Source organism: Nocardioides sp. Z30_9 (genome assembly GCF_058215735.1).
Map to the genome: position 1 here is coordinate 848,234 of NZ_JBZAJF010000002.1, position 18,004 is coordinate 866,237.

Sequence of the window (18,004 nt, forward strand, 5' to 3'; positions counted from 1 at the left end):
GTGCGCCGTCCCGGTCAGCGCCGGCGTCCCCACAAATGTTGGGAAATGACGTCTGGATCGCGGGATCGGACGTCATTTCCCAGCATTTGTGGAGTTGCGGTCACGCCTCGGTGCGGTGCACCTTGTGCTGCGCCGCCTGAGCGCGCGGGCGTACGACGAGCTCGTCGATGTCCACGTGTGAGGGGAGCGAGGCGACCCAGCGCACCATCTCGGCGATGTCCTCGGCCACCAGGGGCTGGGCGACGCCCCGGTAGACCTGGTCGTAGCGCTCCTGGTCGCCCGCGACCCGGTTCAGCGTGAACTCCTCGGTCTTCACCATGCCCGGGGCGATCTCGGTGAACCGGAGCGGCTCGGCGACCAGCTCCAGCCGCAGGGTCTGGGTGATCACGCGGACCGCGTGCTTGGCGGCCGTGTAGCCGCCGCCGCCCTCGTAGGCCACCCGACCGGCGGTCGAGCCCATGTTGATCACGAGCCCGCCCTCGCCGGCCCGCAGCGCGGGCAGCAGTGCCTGGGTGACCCGGACGATGCTCAGGGCGTTCAGGTCGAACATCCGCGCCCACACCTCCGGATCGGCGTCCTCCACGGTGGCCTGGTCGAAGGCCCCACCGGCGTTGTTGACCAGCACCTCCACCCCGGCGTCCCCGACGAGCTCGCCGACCGACTGCGCGAGCGCGGCGACCGACTCCGGGTCGGTGACGTCGCAGACCACGGCGTGACCGCCGATCTCCTCGGCCAGTGCCTTGATCCGGTCCTCGCGGCGGGCCACGCAGATGACCTGGAACCCGTCGCCGGCCAGGGCGCGGGCGCTGGCGGCGCCGATGCCGCTGCTGGCGCCGGTGACGACTGCGGTACGGGTCATGGGGTCTCCTCGACAGGTCGCGGGCGGGTCCGCCGGAGCGGCGCAGGTCCGGTGTCGTCCCACCGTGGCCGCCCCGCAATGATAGGAGCGAGACTCGGCGGAATGGAGCGGGCCCGGTCGCGGTTACCGATGGGGAGGTTCATCAATTGCGGCACCACTCATCGGCGTACGACGCGAACACGGCACCGGCTCCCCGCCTGGGCCGGGTCGCGATGATCAGCCTGCACACCTCGCCCCTGGACCAGCCGGGCACGGGTGATGCGGGCGGGATGAACGTCTACGTGCTCGAGCTCGCGCGCCGGCTCGCCCAGCGCCAGGTCGAGGTCGACGTGTTCACCCGTGCGGTGGGCAGCGAGCTGCCCCCGGTGGTCGACGTCAGCGACGGCATCCGGGTGCACCACGTCTCCGCGGGGCCCTACGAGGGGCTGACCAAGCACGAGCTGCCCGCGCAGCTGTGCGTCTTCGCCCGTGAGGTGCTGCGCGCGGAGGCCTACAACGCGCCCGGCTACTACGACATCGTGCACAGCCACTACTGGCTCAGCGGCCAGGTGGGCGCGCTCGCCCGCGACCGCTGGGGCGTGCCGCTGGTGCACACGATGCACACGATGGCCAAGGTGAAGAACGCCGCGCTGGCGACCGGGGACAGCCCCGAGCCGATGGCCCGGCTGATCGGCGAGGAGCAGGTCGTCAGCGCCGCGGACATGCTCGTGGCCAACACCGACGACGAGGCCAAGCAGCTGATCGACCTCTACGACGCCGACCCCGGGCGGGTCGAGGTGGTCCACCCCGGCGTCGACCTCGCCACCTTCTGTCCCGCCGATCCCGCCGCGGCGCGTGCTCGGCTGGGCCTGCCCCCCTCGGGACCGGTGATCACCTTCGTGGGCCGGATCCAGCCGCTCAAGGCTCCCGACGTGATGCTGCGGGCCGTCGCGGTGCTCCTCGAGCGCCGTCCCGAGCTGCGCTCCTCGCTCACCGTCGCGGTCGTGGGCGGACCGTCGGGCTCCGGGCTGGCCCGGCCCGACTCCCTGGTCCGGCTGGCCGACGACCTCGGCATCACCGGCTCGGTGCGCTTCGTCCCGCCGGTGCGGCAGGACGGGCTCGTCGACTGGTACGCCGCCTCCACGCTGGTGTGCGTGCCGTCGTACAACGAGAGCTTCGGGCTCGTCGCCGTCGAGGCCCAGGCCGCCGGCACCCCCGTGGTCGCGGCAGCCGTCGGCGGCCTCACCACCGCGGTCCGCGACGGCCGCTCCGGCCTGCTCATCGAGGGCCACGAGCCCGCGTCGTACGCCTCCGCCTTCGAACGCGTCCTGCTCGAGCCCGGCCTCCGCGACACCCTCGCCGCCGGCGCCCGGACCCACGCCCAGCAGTTCGGCTGGGACCGCACCGCCGACACCATGCTCAAGGTCTACGCCGAGGCCCAGGCGAAGATGCGCGGGGACCTCAGCGGGATCGCGCTGTAGTTCCCGCTTCGACCGTCCCCCGCGGCGCAATTGCTGGGAAATGACAGTCGGATCGTCCTGGGACAGGGGAATTTCCCAGCATTTGCGGGGCGGGTGCCATCATCGGACACGTGACCGATGTCGATGAAGCCGTGACCGACGAGCCCATCTCCGCCGAGCGCCAGCAGGTGCTGGACGCGCTGAAGCAGATCTTCGCCGAGGGCGACCTGGAGTGGTCGCAGCTCTCGCCGACCTCGCTGAACGTGGTGCTGCCGGGGGAGAAGAAGCAGCAGACCCCGTGTCGCTTCGACGTGGGCCGGCACGCCCTGGAGGTGCACGCGTTCGTGTGCCGCAAGCCCGACGAGAACTTCGAGGGCGTCTACCGCTGGCTGCTGGAACGCAACATGAAGATGTACGCCGTGGCCTTCGCCCTCGACGGGGTCGGCGACATCTACCTCGACGCCCGGCTCTCGCTCCAGGGCGTGACGCCCGCCGAGATCGACCGACTGCTGGGCGCCGTCCTGGAGTACGCCGACGGCTCGTTCAACACCATCCTCGAGCTGGGCTTCGCCTCCTCGATCCGCAAGGAGTGGGACTGGCGCGTCTCGCGAGGGGAGTCGATCCGCAACCTGGAGGCGTTCCGCGGCCCGCTCGACCTGGACACCCGCGGGACCCCGGAGTCGGCTGGCTGACCGCGACGCTCAGCGGGCCGGGCTCGACTCGGGGTGGGCCGAGTCCACCGGGTCGACGGGCCGCGCGCGCGGCTTGCGCCGGGTGACCGCGACCCCGACCAGGGCGAGCACCCCGCCGATGTACGCCATCAGCGGCGGCGCCTCGCTGAGGAAGAGCACGCCGAGCACGATCGTGATCGGCGGGACCAGGTAGGTGGTCACCCCCAGGTTGCTCGCGCTCATGTGCTTGAGAGCGAACGCGTAGGTGGTGAACGCGATCGCGGTGGGGAAGACCCCGAGGTAGACCAGCCACCACGTCGAGGAGGCAGGCGCCTCCCGGACCTGGGTGAGCAGCTGGCCCGCGAACGGCAGGCAGCTGATCGCCCCCACGGTGCACGCCAGCCAGGTCACCTGCACGGCGGGCAGCCGCACCATCAGCGGCTTCTGCAGGATCAGGCTGATCGAGTACGCCACCGCGCTGACCAGGCACAGCAGCACGCCGAGCACGTAGTCGTGACCGTCCACCGACCCGGGCGGGCTGGTGGCGAACGCGATCAGCGCCACCCCGGCGAACGCGAGGGTGAGCCCGATCGCGAGCGGGGTGGTGAACCTCTCGCCGAGGAACAGCGCGGCGAGCAGCGCGATCAGCACCGGCGAGACCTGGATCAGCATCGCGGCCGTGCCGGCGTCGACCATCCGCTCGCCGGCGTTCAGCGCGACGTTGTAGAGCCCGAACCAGAGCAGGCCGATGGCGGCGATGGACGCGAGCTCGCGCCGGGTGGGCCGCGGGACGCCGCGCGAGAGCGCGACCACGGCGAGGCACAGTGAGCCGACGAGCAGCCGCCCCAGGGACAGCGCGCCGGGGCCGAAGTCGTGCCCGAGGTGCCGGATCGCGACGAAGGCGGAGGCCCAGAACACCAGCGTGCACCCGACCGCGGCCAGCGGGAGCCAGGCAGGCGTTCGCGTCGTCTCGGTCACTCCCGAGAGCCTAGGTGCGAGCACCGACAACCCGGCAGGTGAACCACGGCCGTCGTACGTCGAGATCCGGCCAGTTCGCGCCCCGAGCTCAGGAGTCCGCCGACTCCCGGGTGCGGTCCAGCACGTCCTGGACCACTGCCGGCAGGGACCCGCCACTCGCCTCGTAGCGGCGCCGCTGCCGGATCGCGCCGTTGCCGGTCGCCAGCAGTCGCTCGACGTGCGCGCGCACGGTCTCGAGGTCACCGGCGTCCTCCAGGGCCGGGCGCACGTGCTCGACGAACGACTCGATCACCTCCCGGGCCGGGGTGAGCTCGCGTCGGCGCGGGTCGACCAGCCGGTCCCCGATGCCGTAGCGCGAGGCCCGCCACGACGCCGCACGCAGCAGGTCGCTGCGCCACCGCCGGGGTTCCTGCGCGGCCGCGGTGGTCACGAGCGCGCGGGTCAGGGCCGCGACGAGGAGGGTGTCGTCGAGGTCGGTGCACACGTCGGCCACCCGCACCTCGACCGTCGGGTAGTTGCTCGCCAGCCGCGCGTCGAGGTAGACCATGCCGTCGTCGAGCGCGGCGCCCCACTCCACGAGATGGTGGGTGACCTCGTCGTACGTCCTCACGTCACCGAACGGCTCGCCGCTGCCCTGGGAGGGCCACCGGCCCCACACCCGGGCGCGCCAGCTCGCGTGACCGGTGTCGCGCCCGTGGAAGTACGGCGAGTTCGCACTGATCGCGAGCAGCACCGGCAGCCACGGGGCGATCCCGTCGAGGACCCGGACACCTTCGTCGGGGTCCTCGATGTCGACGTGCACGTGCATGGCGCAGGCCAGCGCCGAGCGCGCGACCTCCCCGAACTCCTCGTGGATGCGGCGGTACCGCGGGTCCGGGGTGACGTGCACGTCGCCGGGCAGCATCGGTACGGCGACCGCGGCCGCCGCAGCGCCGGCGTTCTCGGCCGCCTCCACCAGGACCCTGCGGCCGCGCCGCAGCTCCACCGCGAGGTCCTCGAGCTTCTCGCACGGCGGGGTCTGGGTCTCGAACTGCTCGAGGAACAGCTCCTTCTCCACCGGCGGATCGTCCTCGGACGTCTCCTGGTCGCGCCAGGTCTGGTCGCGTACGGCGCGACGGCCCACGGCGCTGAGGAGACCGGTCGCCGGGTCGAGGAGCAGCATCTCCTCCTCGACCCCGATCTTGCGTATGCCCACGTCGGGCCCAGTGCCCAGCGTCCCGCGGTCGAATCGATGCCGGGCGACTCCTCGTGTCAGAGGTCGAGCTTGTAGCCCAGCCCGCGCACGGTGGTGAGCATCTTCGGCTCCGCCGGGTTGGCCTCGAGCTTGGACCGGAGCCGCTTGACGTGCACGTCGAGGGTCTTGGTGTCGCCGACGTAGTCGGAGCCCCAGACCCGGTCGATCAGCTGGCCGCGGGTCAGCACCCGCCCGGGGTTGCGCAGGAACATCTCGAGGAGCTCGAACTCCTTGAGCGGCAGCCGCACCTCGGCCCCCGAGACCGTGACGACGTGGCGCTCGGTGTCCATCCGCACGGGCCCGACCTCCAGGGTGGCCGGTGCGGGGTCGGGCTCGGCGCCCCGGCGCAGTACGGCGCGCAGCCGCGCCACCAGCTCGCGCGAGGAGTACGGCTTGGTGACGTAGTCGTCGGCGCCGAGCTCGAGGCCGACCACCTTGTCGACCTCCTCGTCCTTGGCGCTGACCATGATGATCGGAACGTTGGAGGACTGCCGCAGCTGGCGGCACACCTCGGTGCCCGGCAGGCCGGGCAGCATCAGGTCGAGCAGGACGATGTCGGCGCCGGCCCGGTCGAACTCCGCGATCGCCTCGGGACCGGTGGCGGCGATGGCCACCTCGAACCCTTCCTTGCGGAGCATGTAGGCCAATGGGTCGCTGTAGCTCTCCTCGTCCTCCACGACGAGGACGCGGGTCACGCGGGCGTCCCGGCTGGTCGGGGGCCGGTCGATCGAGCTCGGTCTCGGGGCGTGCTCACGCGTTCTCCTTGGTGCGGTCGGTGCGATCGGTGTGCGGGGTCGTGCCTGTGGTGCTGGGGTCGGTCGCGGTGGGACTGGTCGTGGGGCCAGGTGCCGGGTCCGACAGCTGGCCGGGCTTGCGCGGCAGGGTGAGCGTGAAGGTCGACCCCTCGCCCTCGACCGACCAGACCCGCACCTCCCCGCCGTGGGAGGCGGCGACGTGCTTGACGACCGATAGGCCCAGGCCGGTACCGCCGGTGGAGCGGTGCCGTGCCGGGTCGACGCGGTAGAAGCGCTCGAAGATGCGGTCGAGCTCGTGGGAGGGGATCCCGATGCCGCGGTCGGTCACGCTGAGGTCGACCGCGCCCTCGTGGGCGGTGGCGGTGACCACGACGGAGGAGCCCTCGGGGGAGTACGCCACCGCGTTCGCGACCAGGTTGCTCAGTGCGACGGCGATCTGCTCGCGGTTGCCGAGGAGGACCAGGCCCTCGGTGCCGTCGCGGACCAGGTGGATGCGACGGGCTGCTGCGTCGGTGAGGTTCTCGTCCAGGGCCCGGGCGATGATGTGGTCGGCCTCGACGGGCACGGGCTGCTCCAGCGGGTCGTCGCCCTGGAGCCGGGAGAGCTCGATGATCTGCTGCACCAGTCGGGTCAGGCGCTCGCTCTCGGTGTGCATCCGGCCGGCGAAGCGCTGTACGGCGTCGGGGTCGTCGGCCGCGTCGAGGACTGCGTCGGCGAGCAGCTTGATCGCGCCCACGGGGGTCTTCAGCTCGTGGCTCACGTTGGCCACGAAGTCGCGCCGGATCGACTCGACCCGACGCTCGCGGGTGCGGTCCTCGATCAGCGCCAGCACCAGCTGGGAGCTCAGCGGGGCGACCCGGGCGGTGACGTGGCGCGGAGGCATCCCGGGCCGCTGCATGGTCAGCTCGGTCTCGCGGATCTGCCCGTCCCGGCGTACCTGGCGAACGAGGTCGGCGAGCTCGCGCTCGGTGATCTCCCCGTCACGCACGATGCCCATGGCGGTCGCGGGGGCCGACGCCTTCAGCACGGTGTCGCTGGCATCGACGACGAGGGCGCTGCTGCGGAGCACGGAGAGCACGGCGGCCACGCCGGGAGGCAGCTCGGGCTCGACCGGGACCGTCGGGCGGAGCTGGCGCTCGCTGACCCAGAACGCGAGCACGGCGCCGCCACCGAGCACTGCTCCGAGCAGCGCGAAGAGGAGGGCCTGCAGAGTCGGGCTCACGCGGTCGATGGTACGCAGCCACCCCGCGTGCTCGTGGCCTCTGGACCACACCTTCGGTCGCTGTTCACCTCCGGTTCACGCAACGACGCCAGTCCTTCACCTCGCGCCCCTAGGTTCCCTGTCATGCGTGATGCCTACAACGACCAGCTCGACTCCATCCGGGACGACCTCGTGACGATGGCCCGCCTCGTGCGCGAGGCCGTCTCCGAGGCGACCTCCGCGTTGCTCGAGGGCGACGCCCAGCAGGCCGAGCGGGTGATCAGCGGTGACGCCACGATCGACGCCTTGCGCAGCAAGCTGGAGGAGCACAGCTTCGAGTTGCTCTCCCTGCAGAACCCTGTCGCCGGGGACCTGCGGATGCTGGTCGCCTCGCTGCGGATGGTCAGCGAGCTCGAGCGGATGGGCGACCTCGCCGTACACATCGCCAAGATCGCCCGCCTCCGCGTGCCCGACGTCGCCGTGCCCGACCAGGTGGTGCCGATGGTGGCCCGGATGGCCGCGGTCGCCGAGGTGATGATCGGCAAGGTCGAGCACGTGATCGCCCACTCCGACGTCGCCGCGGCCGAGGAGCTCGAGGAGGCCGACCAGGAGATGGACAAGCTGCGCCGCAACTCCTTCCGCGAGCTCCTCGGCTCCGACTGGACCCACGGCGTGGAGCCCGCGGTCGACATCGCCCTCCTCGGCCGCTACTACGAGCGCATCGCCGACCACGCCGTCTCGGTCGCGCGCCGCGTCGTCTTCCTGGTCACGGGGGAGCACCCGCAGTACGTGTGAGTGGGGGCGGGGTTTGGGCTTTGGGCGGCCGGGGGACGCAATTGCTGGCAAAAGTCAGTCGTTCGCCCGATGCGGATGACATCTGCCAGCAATTGCGCGGAAAGGGTCGGCCGGGAGCGGCCTCAGCGATGCACCCGCTGAGAGCCCACCCGGTCACCGGATCGGGAAGTGAGCCGTCCACTCGTCGTCGAAGTGAGCCGGCACTCCGGGGTATCCCCGTTGGACCAGCGCCGTCCGCACGCGCTGCAGCGTGCGGAGCGGCGACTGGTAGATGCCCTTGCTCCTGACCACGAGCAACGACCATCCCTCGGCCGCGAGGTCGGCCAGCCGCTCGTTGTCGATCTCCCACTGCTCGGTGTCGAGGGCGTGGTGGCGGCCGTCGTACTCCACGATCAGCTTGATCCCCGGGTAGCTGAGGTCCAGGCGACGCCGTACGGCGCCGTCGGCCCACCGGAGCTTGTAGTTGATCTGCGGCTCGGGCAGGCCGGCGAGCACGAGCAGCAGCCGCAGCCGTGTCTCCATCGGCGAGTCCACGCCCGCGCGGACCAGGTCGGCGGCGCGGATGGCCTGGCGGCGGCAGTACCCCTTCCAGCGGGCGGCGTGGTCGCGCAGCTCCTCGACGGTGCACAGCCCTTTCGCCACCAACCGGTCGCCGAGCACGACGAGATCCACCAGGGTCAACGACCGCGCCAGCTCGCAGAACGTGCGATGGGGCGAGGAGACGCGAACCCCGTGCCAGTCGATGACGTCGACGTCGTCGTGCGCGAGGTGGGGTTTCAGCCCCGCTGAGAAGCGGCGGTCCCCGATGCGAACCACGCTGACGTCGACGTCGGCGTGCTTGGGGGCGGGTACGCCGTAGATCGCGGCTGCCCAGCGATGACTGATGAAGGCGCCCGGGGGATGGAGCAGGAGCGCGGCGCTGCCCCAGATCTCGGGGGTGAGCGGAACGTCGCGGGAGACGCGGACGCCGTGGAGCAGCGGGCGATAGCGCTTGCCCCTGAACGCGCGCGACGGGATGCCCAGCCTCGCCGCGTCACGCCGGAGGAACGGTCGTCTCGGCCCGGATCGGCCCTCGTCCATTGCCATGGCCCGAGGATGTGCCGCCGTACGACGGCACGCTCGCGGACGTCACGCTGCTGTGGAGAGCCGGCCGGCTCGTGGGTGCTGTGGACGCGGAGCGGTCATGGGGCGTCCACGGCCGCGCAATTGCTGGGAAAAGTCAGCCGTTCGCGCCAGGAGACTGCAATTCGCCAGCAATTGCTGGCAAACGGTCACCCGCTCAGCGGCCCTGGTTCGCGACAGCCTCAGCCGCAGCAGCGGCGGCCTCGGGGTCGAGGTAGCGGCCGCCCGGGACGGTGGGGCGGAGGTCGGCGTCGAGCTCGTAGACCAGGGGCATGCCGGTGGGGATGTTCAGGCCGGCGATGTCCTCGTCGCTGATCGCGTCGAGGTGCTTCACGATCGCGCGGAGGCTGTTGCCGTGGGCAGCGATCAGCACGGTGTTGCCGGCCCGGAGGTCCGGGACGATCGAGGCGTCCCAGTAGGGCAGCATCCGCTCGATCACGTCCTTGAGGCACTCCGTGCGGGGCATCTCCTCGCCGAGGTCGGCGTAGCGGACGTCGCCGGCCTGCGACCACTCGTCGGCGTCGTCGATGGGCGGCGGGGGGACGTCGAAGGAGCGGCGCCAGGTCATGAACTGCTCCTCGCCGTACTCCTCGAGGGTCTGCTTCTTGTCCTTGCCCTGGAGCGCGCCGTAGTGGCGTTCGTTGAGCCGCCACGAGCGGCGTACCGGGATCCAGTGCCGATCCGCGACGTCGAGGGACAGGTGCGCGGTGGTGATGGCGCGGCGCAGCAGCGAGGTGTGCACGACGTCGGGCAGCAGGCCCGCCTCGACGAGCTGCTCACCGCCCGCGATCGCCTCCGCACGACCCTGGTCGGTCAGCGCCACGTCGACCCACCCGGTGAACAGGTTCTTGGCGTTCCAGTCGCTCTGGCCGTGGCGCAGCAGGATCAGGGTGTGGGTCGACTCGCTCATCGCACGGTCCTCAGCTGGTGGGGGAGGCGCTCGGGGTGGCGGCGGGGGTGGCCGGGGTGATGTCCTCGAACTCCTCGGCGGCGGCCACGACCGGGGTGTTGACCGTCGTCTTCTGGCCGGTGCTGAAGACCATGGTCAGCCGGACGTACTTGCCGGGGGTGACGTCGTCACCGGTGATCCGGATGGTGCCGGTGTCGGCCATCGCGACCAGGCTCTCGGGCTTGATGCTCACCGGGGTGGCGATCTCGGCCTTGACCCCGTCGCCGGTCAGCTGGTCGAGCGTGGCGGTCTCGGTGCGGTCCTGGTTGACGAACGAGCCCACGAACGTGCCCTCGCCGTCGTCGGAGCTGACGATCGCGGCGTTGAGCACCTTGACCGTGCCGGAGGTCTCGTTGGCGCCGACCGAGGGCTGGTAGACCTGATCGGTCTGGTACTCGGACCCGGCGAAGCCCGGGATCCCGCACCCGCCCAGGACGGGCACGAGCGCGAGTGCGGCCAGCGGGGCCAGACGGCGGCGGACGGGCGTCAACATGGCGATGCGGTTCCTCTCGGAGCGCCGCCGGGCGCTCGGTCCGGGGCAGTGTCCAGGCTCGTTGATCATAGAACGTGTCACGAACGGGTTCGTCGTCCGGCGAGCCTATCGCTCAGTGAGCGATGGAGGAGTTCAGGGCTGTGGTCCACACGATCGCGACCAGGACCAGCGCCGTCGCGACCAGCGTCAGGAGCCGCAACCGGGGGGCTCCGGTGCGCAGCGCGACCCGCAGCGGCAGGTGCCGGACCTTGGCCACGTGGTCGAGCACCAGGTCGGGCAGGGCGGTGAGGAAGTGGACCGCGACACCGAGCAGTGCGCACAGCACCACGAAGCTGGTGAACGGTGCCGATCCCTCGGTCTCCCGGCCCCAGCCGCCGTAGGTCACGAAGCAGGCGAGCAGCGCGAAGGTGACCGCCCAGCCCAGCCAGGACAGTGCGGTGCCCTTGAGCCAGCGGTTGTGCACGAACCCCACGACCAGCGTGGAGAGCAGGAACAGCCCTGCGGTGGGGCCGTTCTGCAGCGACAGGGGCAGGACCAGCAGCAGGAGTACGGCGATGCCGAAGCTGGCGTTCCCCGGCGGGATCAGCCCCTCGGCGATCGGCTTGCCGGGAGCGCCGGAGTTGCGGTCCACGTCGTGGTCGATCAGGTCGTTGAGCAGGCCCAGGAGCAGCTGCGCGACCAGCACCGCCCCGGCAGCGGCCAGCACCTCGCGCGCGGGCCGGCCGATCAGTGCGGAGAGCAGCCCGACGACCGCGGCGAAGGCGACGGCCTGACGGGGGTGGGCGGCACGGGTGAAGGACCGCAGCTGTCCCGTCGTGCTCGAGGCTGTCTGTGTGCTCATGGGTCGCAGTATTGAGCATCACCACACGGTTGGCGACGTTTCGCAGGCCCTGACCGGCTTGTCACCCGAACCCAATCTGCCCATGTCCGACTGGTCGCACCACATGGATCCGGATCCTGTCAACCCCCAACAGGCCCTCTGACCTGCGAATACGTGTGATTGGGGCCACCTCCGGGCGTGTTAGACTAGACCCCTCGAAAGGGGTTCACTACATATGTCATTCACTGTCGGCGAAACGGTCGTATATCCCAATCACGGGGCCGCGGTCATCGAAAACATCGAGATGCGCACCATCAAGGGTGAAGAAAAGCAGTACCTGGTACTCCGAATCGTCGCGCAGCAGGACCTCGTGGTCCGAGTGCCGGCGTGCAACCTCGACCTCGTGGGTGTCCGCGACGTCGTCGACAAGGCCGGCCTCGATCGCGTCTTCGACGTGCTCCGGGCAGTGGTCCCCGATGAGCCGACCAACTGGTCGCGCCGTTACAAGGCCAACCTCGAGAAGCTGCACTCCGGTGACGTGATGAAGGTGTCCGAGGTCGTCCGCGACCTGTGGCGCCGCGAGCGTGACCGGGGCCTGTCCGCCGGTGAGAAGCGGATGCTGGCCAAGGCACGCCAGATCCTCGTCTCCGAGCTGGCCCTGGCCGAGCACACCAACGAGGACAAGGCCGAGTCGATCCTCGACGAGGTTCTCGCTTCCTGAACAACTGACTTATCGACAGTCTCCGTCGAGCCTCCGTGACCTTGAGTCCGGGGGCTCGATGTATGTCCGGGCGAGGTGCAGGGAAACTAATCAGCCATGGAGATCTACGAGGGGCTCGCCTCCCCGCTCGGCGTGGTGCCGCTGGAGGGCCGGGGGACGCTGCCGTTCCTGCTGGTCCACGGCGAGTCGCTGGTCGCCGCGGCCTCCTGGGCGCTGGGTGCCGCCGAGGTCGAGCTGTTCGACCAGGGGGTCCCGTTCGCGGCGGTGAGCGAGTCGGGGCGGATGCTGGTCGTCCACGACCCGCTGTGCCCGCTGACCCCTGCGTGGTTCATCGAGCAGGCGGTCGCGGAGGCGCGGCGCACCGGCGCGGTCGTGGCCGGCGTACGACCGGTCACCGACACGGTCAAGGAGTACGACGCCGCGGCTGCCTCGCTCGGCGCCACCGTCGACCGGGACGAACTCGTCTGCGTGGCCTCCCCGGTCGTGCTGCCCGCGGCCGTGCTGGCGGCGCTGGCCGCCGAGGTGGGGGACAGCGGCAGGGACCCCGTTGCGGAGCTGGCCCGCGGGGACCTCGCTGCGCTGGTGGACGCGCTCGCCCGGCGGTACCCGCTGCGGACCCTCGAGGCCCCGGCGCAGGGGCGACGGATCCAGGACGAGGCCGACCTCGAGGTCCTGGCCGCCCTCAGCGAGAGCCGGTGAGCAGCTCCTCGGCCAGGGCGACGTCCTCGGGGAAGGTGACCTTGAGGTTCCCGGCGGTGCTCGGCACGCCGCGCACCACGAGGTCGGCGTAGCGCTCCAGGCACGCCGCCGTGTCGGTGGCAACGAAGCCGTCCTGCGCCGCGCGGCGGTGCGCGGAGAGCAGGTCGCGCGCCCGGAACGCCTGCGGGGTCTGCACGCCGCCCAGGCCAGCGGGGGCCAGGGTGCCGTTGCGGTGGGAGAGCCGGGGCATCGCGACGACCGGGATCGCGGCCCCGTGCTCGGCAGCGGTGTCGATCACCTCGCGCCACAGCGCCGCCGGTGCGAGCGGACGAGCCGCGTCGTGGATCGCGACAACGTCGAGCTCGTCGTCCTCGATCTCGTCGGCCAGGGTGCGCAGCGCCTGCCACTCGGAGTCGTGGCGCTGGGTGCCGCCGTCGACGACCCACAGGTCGTGGGCGCCGAGGTGCGGGGCGACCGCGTCGCGCACCGCGGCTCGGTCTTCGGGACGTACGACGAGCACGACCCGGTGCACGCCGTCGACCTCGAGGACCGTGCGGACCGACCGCGCCAGGATCGGGATCCCGGCCAGCGGCAGCAGCACCTTGTTCACCGAGGACCCGACCCGGGTGCCGGACCCCGCGGCCAGCAGCACCGCAGCCGTGCGGATGCTCGCCGGTGCGCTCACAGGTGTGGCCGGATCAGCCGGATGAGCACGCCGGAGACGAGCTGGTCGCGCTCGAGCGGCAGCATGTGGCCGGCCTCCGGGACCACGGTGAGCACCGCCCCCTCGATGTTCTCGGCGAGCCGGCGCGCGTGGGCGGTGGGGGTGAGCACGTCGCGGCTGCCGACCAGGACCTGGGTGGGGATCCCCGAGAGCACCTTGAGGGCGTGCAGCCGGTCGTGGCGCATGCAGTCCTCGTAGAACCCGACGACGGTGTCGCTGGGGCAGTTGATCAGCCCGTCCACGGCCAGGGCCGCGTCCGCCAGCCGCAGCGGCCGCCCGAAGACGTAGCGGCGCATCACCAGCCGCTCCACCACCGGGGCGCGGCGCCGCGCCCGCCGCGAGAGGGTGCGGGAGCGGAACGCGAGCAGTCGGGGGATCTGGGCGCGCATCCGCTCGCCCATCTCCGGGAGCCCCAGGGTCACGGTGTCGAGCTCGCCCGCCGAGGTGGAGACGAACGCCATCCCCACCACCCGCTCGAAGAGGTCGGGCCGCAGATCGGCGAGCTGCATCAGGGTCATCCCGCCGATGGAGTGCCCGGCGAGGACGAGGGGACCGGTCGGCGCGAGCTCGTCGACCAGGTCGGCCCAGTCGCGGGCGAGGTTCTCGATGGTGGCCTGCGCCCGGGTCACGGGGTCGGAGTCGCCGTGCCCGCGATGGTCCCAGGTGACGATCCGGATGCCGTGGCCGAACTCCCGCTGCAGGTCGCGCACCTGGTAGTGCCAGTCCTGCTGGTTCAGCGTCCAGCAGTGCGCCAGGAAGACCGTGAGCGGGGCGTCCACCGGGCCGTAGGTGGTCACGGCCAGGTTCAGCCCGTCGTAGGTGCGCATCCGTGTCCTCCGACTCGGGGGAAACTCAAGGTCGCCCCGGATGTTACGACCCCGCCGCCGCGAGGCCGCGGCGCCGTCAGTTCAGGTTCGCGTCCTCGGGGAGCGTGGCCAGCATCGACAGCGGCGGCGGCTGGCGCCGGAGGACGTCGCGCCACAGCTGGTCGGGGGTGTGGCTGAACAGGTCGGAGGTCAGCGCAGGTACGACGTGCCAGCTGCCCTCCTCGATCTCGTCCTCGAGCTGGCCCGGCGACCAGCCGGTGTAGCCGGCGTACACACGCAGGCCGGTCAGGCGGCCCAGGAACTCCTCCGGCGGGGTGTCGAGGTCCACGATCCCGAGCGCACCGCCCAGCGACTGCCAGCCGTGGGGCTCGAGGTCGCCGTTCGCGGTCTCGGCGATCGAGCCCACGGCGAGCGCCGCGTTGAGCTCGACCGGCCCGCCGCGGAAGAACACCCCGGGCTCGGTGGTGACGTCCTGCCACGGGGTGAGTACCTCGCCGACGGGGATCTTCGAGGGTCGGTTGAGGATCACGGCCAGGCTGCCCTCGTCGTTGCAGTCCAGGATCAGGGCCACGCAGCGCGCGAAGTTCGGATCGACCAGGGTCGCCGAGGCGATCAGCAGGGATCCAGCGGCCGGCTGCATGATTCCATCGTGGCACCCGCCCCAAGGCGGGCTCGCGGTCGAGGGCCGCCGGCTCAGCCCTGCGGGCCCTGCGCCTGGAGCAGCGCGGTCGCGACGGCCGCCAGCCCCTCGCCCCGACCGGTCAGTCCGAGGCCGTCGGTGGTGGTGGCGCTGATCGAGACGCTGATGCCGTGCCGGTGGGCGATCCCGCGCTCGGCCTCCTCGCGCCGGGCCGAGAATCGCGGCCGGTTGCCGATCAGCTGGCACGCGACGTTGGTGACCTCCCACCCGGCGGCGCGCACACGGTTCAGCGTCTCGGCGAGGAGGTCGTCGCTGGCGGCGCCGGCCCACTGCGGCTCCGCCGTACCGAAGTTGCTGCCGAGGTCGCCGAGGGCGGCGGCCGAGAGCAGCGCGTCGCAGACCGCGTGCAGCACGACGTCGCCGTCGGAGTGGCCCTCGAGGCCCAGCTCCTCCTCGGGCCAATCCAGGCCGGCCACCCGCATCGAACGACCTCGAGCGAGGCGGTGGACGTCGGTTCCGATGCCGATGCGCAGGTTCACGGGAGTGATCATGCCTCGGATCGGCTGCACGCGCGGTGAGGGGACTACGCGGCGGCCACCACGATGGGCGACGATGGGAAGGTGAGCATGTCCCCCGGTTTTCCCAGCCCCACCGGACACGCCCCTCCCGACGCACCGGCTCCCGACCGGGGCGAGGCCAGGGGCGAGGTGTCGCGACGGATGTTCGCGCTCGCCGGGGTGGTCGCGGGTGCCGCCGGGCTCGTGCTGAGCGAGGCGGCGGCGACCGCGCTGCGTTCCGGGTCCAGCCCGGTCGAGGCCGTGGCCGGGGCCGTTCGCGACCTGACCCCGGGACCGGTCGCCCTGTTCCTGATCCACCTCGTCGGCGCGGCCGACAAGCCCCTGCTGCTGGCCGGCACGGTGCTGGCGGTCCTGGGCATCTGCGCGTACGCCGCCTCCTGGGTCCGGCGCTACCCGCTGGTGCCCGACGTCGTGTTCTTCGTGCTCGCGGGCATCGGCCTGGTGGCCGTGCTGCGCGAGCCGCAGGCCGGGATCGGGTCCTCCCTGGCGCTGATGATCGGGTTCGTCACCTGGATCGTCACGCTGCGCCTGCTCACCGCACCCCTGCTCGGCGAGACGCCGGTCCCGGCGGGCGCGGGCCAGGAGAGCGACCCCGGGGCCGGCTCACCGCGTCGCGACTTCCTCAAGCGGACGGCCTGGGTCGTCGCCGGGGTCGCGGTGCTGGGCGCCGCGGGCCGGTTCGCCGGCAGCGGGCGCCGCAACGTGGAGCGCGCACGCCGGCTGCTGCGGCTGCCGGTCCACGGTGGCGAGGTGCCGGCCGGGGCCTCGCTCGGGGTCCCGGGGATCGAGCCGTGGCGCACGGCCAACGAGGACTTTTACATCATCCACACGGCGCTCGCGCCGCCGTCGATCTCGCCGCGGGACTGGGAGCTGCGCATCCACGGCATGGTCGACCGCGAGCTGACCTTCAGCTACCAGGACCTGGTGGACCGCGAGCTGACCGAGGCGTGGGTGACGCTGTGCTGCGTGTCGAACGAGGTCGGGGGAGACCTCGTCGGCAACGCGTGGTGGTCCGGCGTGCTGGTCAGGGACCTGCTCGCCGAGGCGGGCGTGCAGCCCGGCGCCGACGCGGTGCTGCAGACCTCGCGCGACGGCTGGAACTGCGGCACCCCGCTGGCGGCCCTCACCGACCCCGAGCGCAGCTCGATGCTCGCGCTGGCGATGAACGGCCAGCCGCTGGCGGTCGAGCACGGGTTCCCGGTCCGGATGGTGGTGCCCGGGCTCTACGGCTACGTCTCGGCGACCAAGTGGCTGGTGGACCTCGAGGTGACCACCTTCGACCGGTTCTCGGCGTTCTGGACCGAACGGGGCTGGGGCGAGAAGGGCCCGGTGAAGACCCAGTCGCGGATCGACGTACCGGCCGGTGGCGCCTCGGTGGAGGCAGGAGTGCTCCGCATCGGTGGCAGCGCGTGGGCGCAGCACACCGGGGTCGAGAAGGTGGAGTACCAGCTCGACGGCGCCGACTGGGCGAAGGCCGAGCTCGGCCGGGTCCCCGGCGCCGACACCTGGGTGCAGTGGGCGGCCACGGTGCGGGTCGATCCCGGGGAGCACCGGGTGGTGGTGCGCGCGACCGACTCCAGCGGCTACACCCAGACCTCGGTGCGCACCGACGTCGTCCCGGACGGTGCCACCGGATGGCACTCGGTCGCGTTCAAGGCGCTCTGAGTCGCTCGATTCGCCCCGGCCGCGTGGACCGGGTGCCTAGCCTTGACCCATGGACGACTTCGCCGAGGCCGCCGGTGCGGCCCTCGTGGTGGGGGGCAGTGGGGGAATCGGTCGCGCCGTCGTACGGCTGCTGGCGCAGCGGTCCAGCGACGTCGCGCTGACCTGGCGCTCCGGTGAAGAGGCGGCGCAGCGCCTGGCCGAGGAGCTGGCGTCGTACGGCGTCCGGGTCACCCTCCACCAGCTCGACGCCACCGACGCCTCAGCCTGCGCGCGGGTCGTCGAGGAGGCGGTGGAGCACCACGGCGCCCTGCACACCCTGGTGCACGCCGCGGGCCCGCACGTCCCGATGGTCCACCTGAGCAAGGTGGAGCCCGGTGACCTGGCCGAGCAGCTCCGGCTCGACGCCGGCTCGTTCTTCAACGTCGTCTCCGCGGCCCTGCCGCACCTGCGCGAGAGCCAGGGGAGCATCGTCGCCGTGACCACTGCGGCCACGACGCGGTTCCCCGTGCGCGACGGGCTCTCCTCGGCGCCCAAGGCCGCGGTCGAGGCACTGGTGCGGGCCCTCGCGGTGGAGGAGGGGCGCTTCGGCGTACGCGCGAACTGCGTCGGCCCGGGCATGCTCACCGACGGGATGGCCGAGCGGCTGATCGCCGACGGCGACCTCGACGAACGTGCCCTGGACGCGGCACGCGCCAACATCCCGCTGCGCCGGTTCGGGCTCGCGCACGACGTCGCCGAGGTGGTGTGCTTCCTGGCCTCCTACCGGGCCGCGTTCATCAGCGGCCAGAAGGTGGACGTGGACGGGGGATACGGGGCCTGAGCGGCACCCGAGCC

The 18,004-nt window shown here is 71.9% G+C and carries 20 protein-coding genes; 7 read left to right on the forward strand and 13 right to left on the reverse strand.

What is annotated here, in order from left to right; all coding sequences use genetic code 11:
• Window positions 1-100: 100 nt before the first annotated feature.
• Window positions 101-859 carry an SDR family oxidoreductase gene (locus AC4BGB_RS14735; protein WP_490547630.1) on the reverse strand — a complete coding sequence of 253 codons (759 nt, stop codon included), beginning with the start codon at window positions 857-859 and terminating at the stop codon, window positions 101-103.
• A gap of 146 nt (window positions 860-1,005) precedes the next feature.
• Between AC4BGB_RS14735 and mshA the strand changes: the two genes are divergently transcribed.
• Together mshA and AC4BGB_RS14745 are read left to right on the forward strand one after the other, a co-directional pair.
• Window positions 1,006-2,319, forward strand: coding sequence for a D-inositol-3-phosphate glycosyltransferase (mshA, locus tag AC4BGB_RS14740; RefSeq protein WP_490547631.1), 1,314 nt, complete (start codon window positions 1,006-1,008; stop codon window positions 2,317-2,319).
• A gap of 110 nt (window positions 2,320-2,429) precedes the next feature.
• Window positions 2,430-2,990 carry a type III secretion system chaperone family protein gene (locus tag AC4BGB_RS14745; protein ID WP_490547632.1) on the forward strand — a complete coding sequence of 187 codons (561 nt, stop codon included), beginning with the start codon at window positions 2,430-2,432 and terminating at the stop codon, window positions 2,988-2,990.
• Window positions 2,991-2,999: 9 nt separating this feature from the next.
• Here the strand turns inward: AC4BGB_RS14745 and AC4BGB_RS14750 are convergent, their stop codons facing one another.
• The 4 genes from AC4BGB_RS14750 to AC4BGB_RS14765 all read right to left on the reverse strand — a co-directional run bounded on the left by AC4BGB_RS14750 (window position 3,000) and on the right by AC4BGB_RS14765 (window position 7,158).
• A complete protein-coding gene (locus tag AC4BGB_RS14750) occupies window positions 3,000-3,947 on the reverse strand; it encodes a DMT family transporter (protein ID WP_490547633.1) in 948 nt (315 codons plus the stop codon).
• 88 nt (window positions 3,948-4,035) lie between these two features.
• The gene (locus AC4BGB_RS14755; RefSeq protein ID WP_490547634.1) at window positions 4,036-5,142 is read right to left on the reverse strand and encodes a carboxylate-amine ligase; all 1,107 of its coding nucleotides are present in this window, start codon (window positions 5,140-5,142) and stop codon (window positions 4,036-4,038) included.
• A gap of 56 nt (window positions 5,143-5,198) precedes the next feature.
• Window positions 5,199-5,876, reverse strand: coding sequence for a winged helix-turn-helix domain-containing protein (locus tag AC4BGB_RS14760; protein WP_490547635.1), 678 nt, complete (start codon window positions 5,874-5,876; stop codon window positions 5,199-5,201).
• Window positions 5,877-5,931: 55 nt separating this feature from the next.
• A complete protein-coding gene (locus tag AC4BGB_RS14765) occupies window positions 5,932-7,158 on the reverse strand; it encodes a sensor histidine kinase (protein ID WP_490547636.1) in 1,227 nt (408 codons plus the stop codon).
• A gap of 123 nt (window positions 7,159-7,281) precedes the next feature.
• On the opposite strand from AC4BGB_RS14765, the gene phoU reads away from it, so the two are divergent.
• Entirely contained in the window at window positions 7,282-7,932 is a 651-nt protein-coding gene (phoU, locus tag AC4BGB_RS14770; protein ID WP_490547637.1) for a phosphate signaling complex protein PhoU, read from the forward strand.
• A 153-nt stretch (window positions 7,933-8,085) separates the two neighbouring features.
• Here phoU and AC4BGB_RS14775 read toward each other — a convergent pair whose 3' ends face one another.
• The 4 genes from AC4BGB_RS14775 to AC4BGB_RS14790 form a co-directional block, all read right to left on the reverse strand.
• On the reverse strand, window positions 8,086-9,018 hold the full coding sequence (locus tag AC4BGB_RS14775; protein ID WP_490547638.1) for a hypothetical protein: 933 nt from the start codon (window positions 9,016-9,018) through the stop codon (window positions 8,086-8,088).
• A gap of 193 nt (window positions 9,019-9,211) precedes the next feature.
• On the reverse strand, window positions 9,212-9,964 hold the full coding sequence (locus tag AC4BGB_RS14780) for a phosphoglyceromutase (protein ID WP_490547639.1): 753 nt from the start codon (window positions 9,962-9,964) through the stop codon (window positions 9,212-9,214).
• Window positions 9,965-9,974: 10 nt separating this feature from the next.
• Window positions 9,975-10,496, reverse strand: coding sequence for a hypothetical protein (locus AC4BGB_RS14785; RefSeq protein WP_490547640.1), 522 nt, complete (start codon window positions 10,494-10,496; stop codon window positions 9,975-9,977).
• A 112-nt stretch (window positions 10,497-10,608) separates the two neighbouring features.
• Window positions 10,609-11,337, reverse strand: a complete 729-nt coding sequence (locus AC4BGB_RS14790; protein WP_490547641.1) for a UbiA family prenyltransferase — start codon at window positions 11,335-11,337, stop codon at window positions 10,609-10,611.
• Window positions 11,338-11,551: 214 nt separating this feature from the next.
• Here AC4BGB_RS14790 and AC4BGB_RS14795 point away from each other — a divergent pair, with 214 nt between their 5' ends.
• Window positions 11,552-12,037, forward strand: coding sequence for a CarD family transcriptional regulator (locus AC4BGB_RS14795; RefSeq protein ID WP_490547642.1), 486 nt, complete (start codon window positions 11,552-11,554; stop codon window positions 12,035-12,037).
• A 96-nt stretch (window positions 12,038-12,133) separates the two neighbouring features.
• A complete protein-coding gene (locus tag AC4BGB_RS14800) occupies window positions 12,134-12,736 on the forward strand; it encodes a 2-C-methyl-D-erythritol 4-phosphate cytidylyltransferase (RefSeq protein WP_490547643.1) in 603 nt (200 codons plus the stop codon).
• Here the strand turns inward: AC4BGB_RS14800 and AC4BGB_RS14805 are convergent.
• From AC4BGB_RS14805 to ispF, 4 genes are all read right to left on the reverse strand, one after another.
• On the reverse strand, window positions 12,720-13,421 hold the full coding sequence (locus AC4BGB_RS14805) for an IspD/TarI family cytidylyltransferase (RefSeq protein WP_490547644.1): 702 nt from the start codon (window positions 13,419-13,421) through the stop codon (window positions 12,720-12,722). The genes AC4BGB_RS14800 and AC4BGB_RS14805 overlap by 17 nt on opposite strands.
• Window positions 13,418-14,287, reverse strand: coding sequence for an alpha/beta fold hydrolase (locus AC4BGB_RS14810; RefSeq protein WP_490547645.1), 870 nt, complete (start codon window positions 14,285-14,287; stop codon window positions 13,418-13,420). The genes AC4BGB_RS14805 and AC4BGB_RS14810 overlap by 4 nt, the downstream gene beginning before the upstream one ends.
• A gap of 76 nt (window positions 14,288-14,363) precedes the next feature.
• Window positions 14,364-14,927: a YqgE/AlgH family protein gene (locus AC4BGB_RS14815; protein ID WP_490547646.1), complete on the reverse strand. Its 564-nt coding sequence runs from the start codon at window positions 14,925-14,927 to the stop codon at window positions 14,364-14,366.
• Between the two features lie 53 nt (window positions 14,928-14,980).
• The gene (gene ispF, locus AC4BGB_RS14820) at window positions 14,981-15,466 is read right to left on the reverse strand and encodes a 2-C-methyl-D-erythritol 2,4-cyclodiphosphate synthase (RefSeq protein ID WP_490548448.1); all 486 of its coding nucleotides are present in this window, start codon (window positions 15,464-15,466) and stop codon (window positions 14,981-14,983) included.
• An 87-nt stretch (window positions 15,467-15,553) separates the two neighbouring features.
• On the opposite strand from ispF, the gene AC4BGB_RS14825 reads away from it, so the two are divergent.
• Together AC4BGB_RS14825 and AC4BGB_RS14830 are read left to right on the forward strand one after the other, a co-directional pair.
• Window positions 15,554-17,170, forward strand: a complete 1,617-nt coding sequence (locus AC4BGB_RS14825; protein ID WP_490547647.1) for a molybdopterin-dependent oxidoreductase — start codon at window positions 15,554-15,556, stop codon at window positions 17,168-17,170.
• 49 nt (window positions 17,171-17,219) lie between these two features.
• On the forward strand, window positions 17,220-17,990 hold the full coding sequence (locus AC4BGB_RS14830; protein WP_490547648.1) for an SDR family NAD(P)-dependent oxidoreductase: 771 nt from the start codon (window positions 17,220-17,222) through the stop codon (window positions 17,988-17,990).
• Window positions 17,991-18,004: the final 14 nt, after the last annotated feature.

Excerpts from the sequence above, each read along its gene's own strand:
- AC4BGB_RS14735 (WP_490547630.1), bottom strand. The coding sequence starts at position 859 with ATGACCCGTACCGCAGTCGTCACCGGCGCCAGCAGCGGCATCGGCGCC.
- phoU (WP_490547637.1), top strand. The coding sequence starts at position 7,282 with ATGCGTGATGCCTACAACGACCAGCTCGACTCCATCCGGGACGACCTC.
- AC4BGB_RS14775 (WP_490547638.1), bottom strand. The coding sequence starts at position 9,018 with ATGGCAATGGACGAGGGCCGATCCGGGCCGAGACGACCGTTCCTCCGG.
- AC4BGB_RS14780 (WP_490547639.1), bottom strand. The coding sequence starts at position 9,964 with ATGAGCGAGTCGACCCACACCCTGATCCTGCTGCGCCACGGCCAGAGC.
- AC4BGB_RS14785 (WP_490547640.1), bottom strand. The coding sequence starts at position 10,496 with ATGTTGACGCCCGTCCGCCGCCGTCTGGCCCCGCTGGCCGCACTCGCG.
- AC4BGB_RS14790 (WP_490547641.1), bottom strand. The coding sequence starts at position 11,337 with ATGAGCACACAGACAGCCTCGAGCACGACGGGACAGCTGCGGTCCTTC.
- AC4BGB_RS14795 (WP_490547642.1), top strand. The coding sequence starts at position 11,552 with ATGTCATTCACTGTCGGCGAAACGGTCGTATATCCCAATCACGGGGCC.
- AC4BGB_RS14800 (WP_490547643.1), top strand. The coding sequence starts at position 12,134 with ATGGAGATCTACGAGGGGCTCGCCTCCCCGCTCGGCGTGGTGCCGCTG.
- AC4BGB_RS14810 (WP_490547645.1), bottom strand. The coding sequence starts at position 14,287 with ATGCGCACCTACGACGGGCTGAACCTGGCCGTGACCACCTACGGCCCG.
- AC4BGB_RS14815 (WP_490547646.1), bottom strand. The coding sequence starts at position 14,927 with ATGCAGCCGGCCGCTGGATCCCTGCTGATCGCCTCGGCGACCCTGGTC.
- AC4BGB_RS14825 (WP_490547647.1), top strand. The coding sequence starts at position 15,554 with ATGTCCCCCGGTTTTCCCAGCCCCACCGGACACGCCCCTCCCGACGCA.
- AC4BGB_RS14830 (WP_490547648.1), top strand. The coding sequence starts at position 17,220 with ATGGACGACTTCGCCGAGGCCGCCGGTGCGGCCCTCGTGGTGGGGGGC.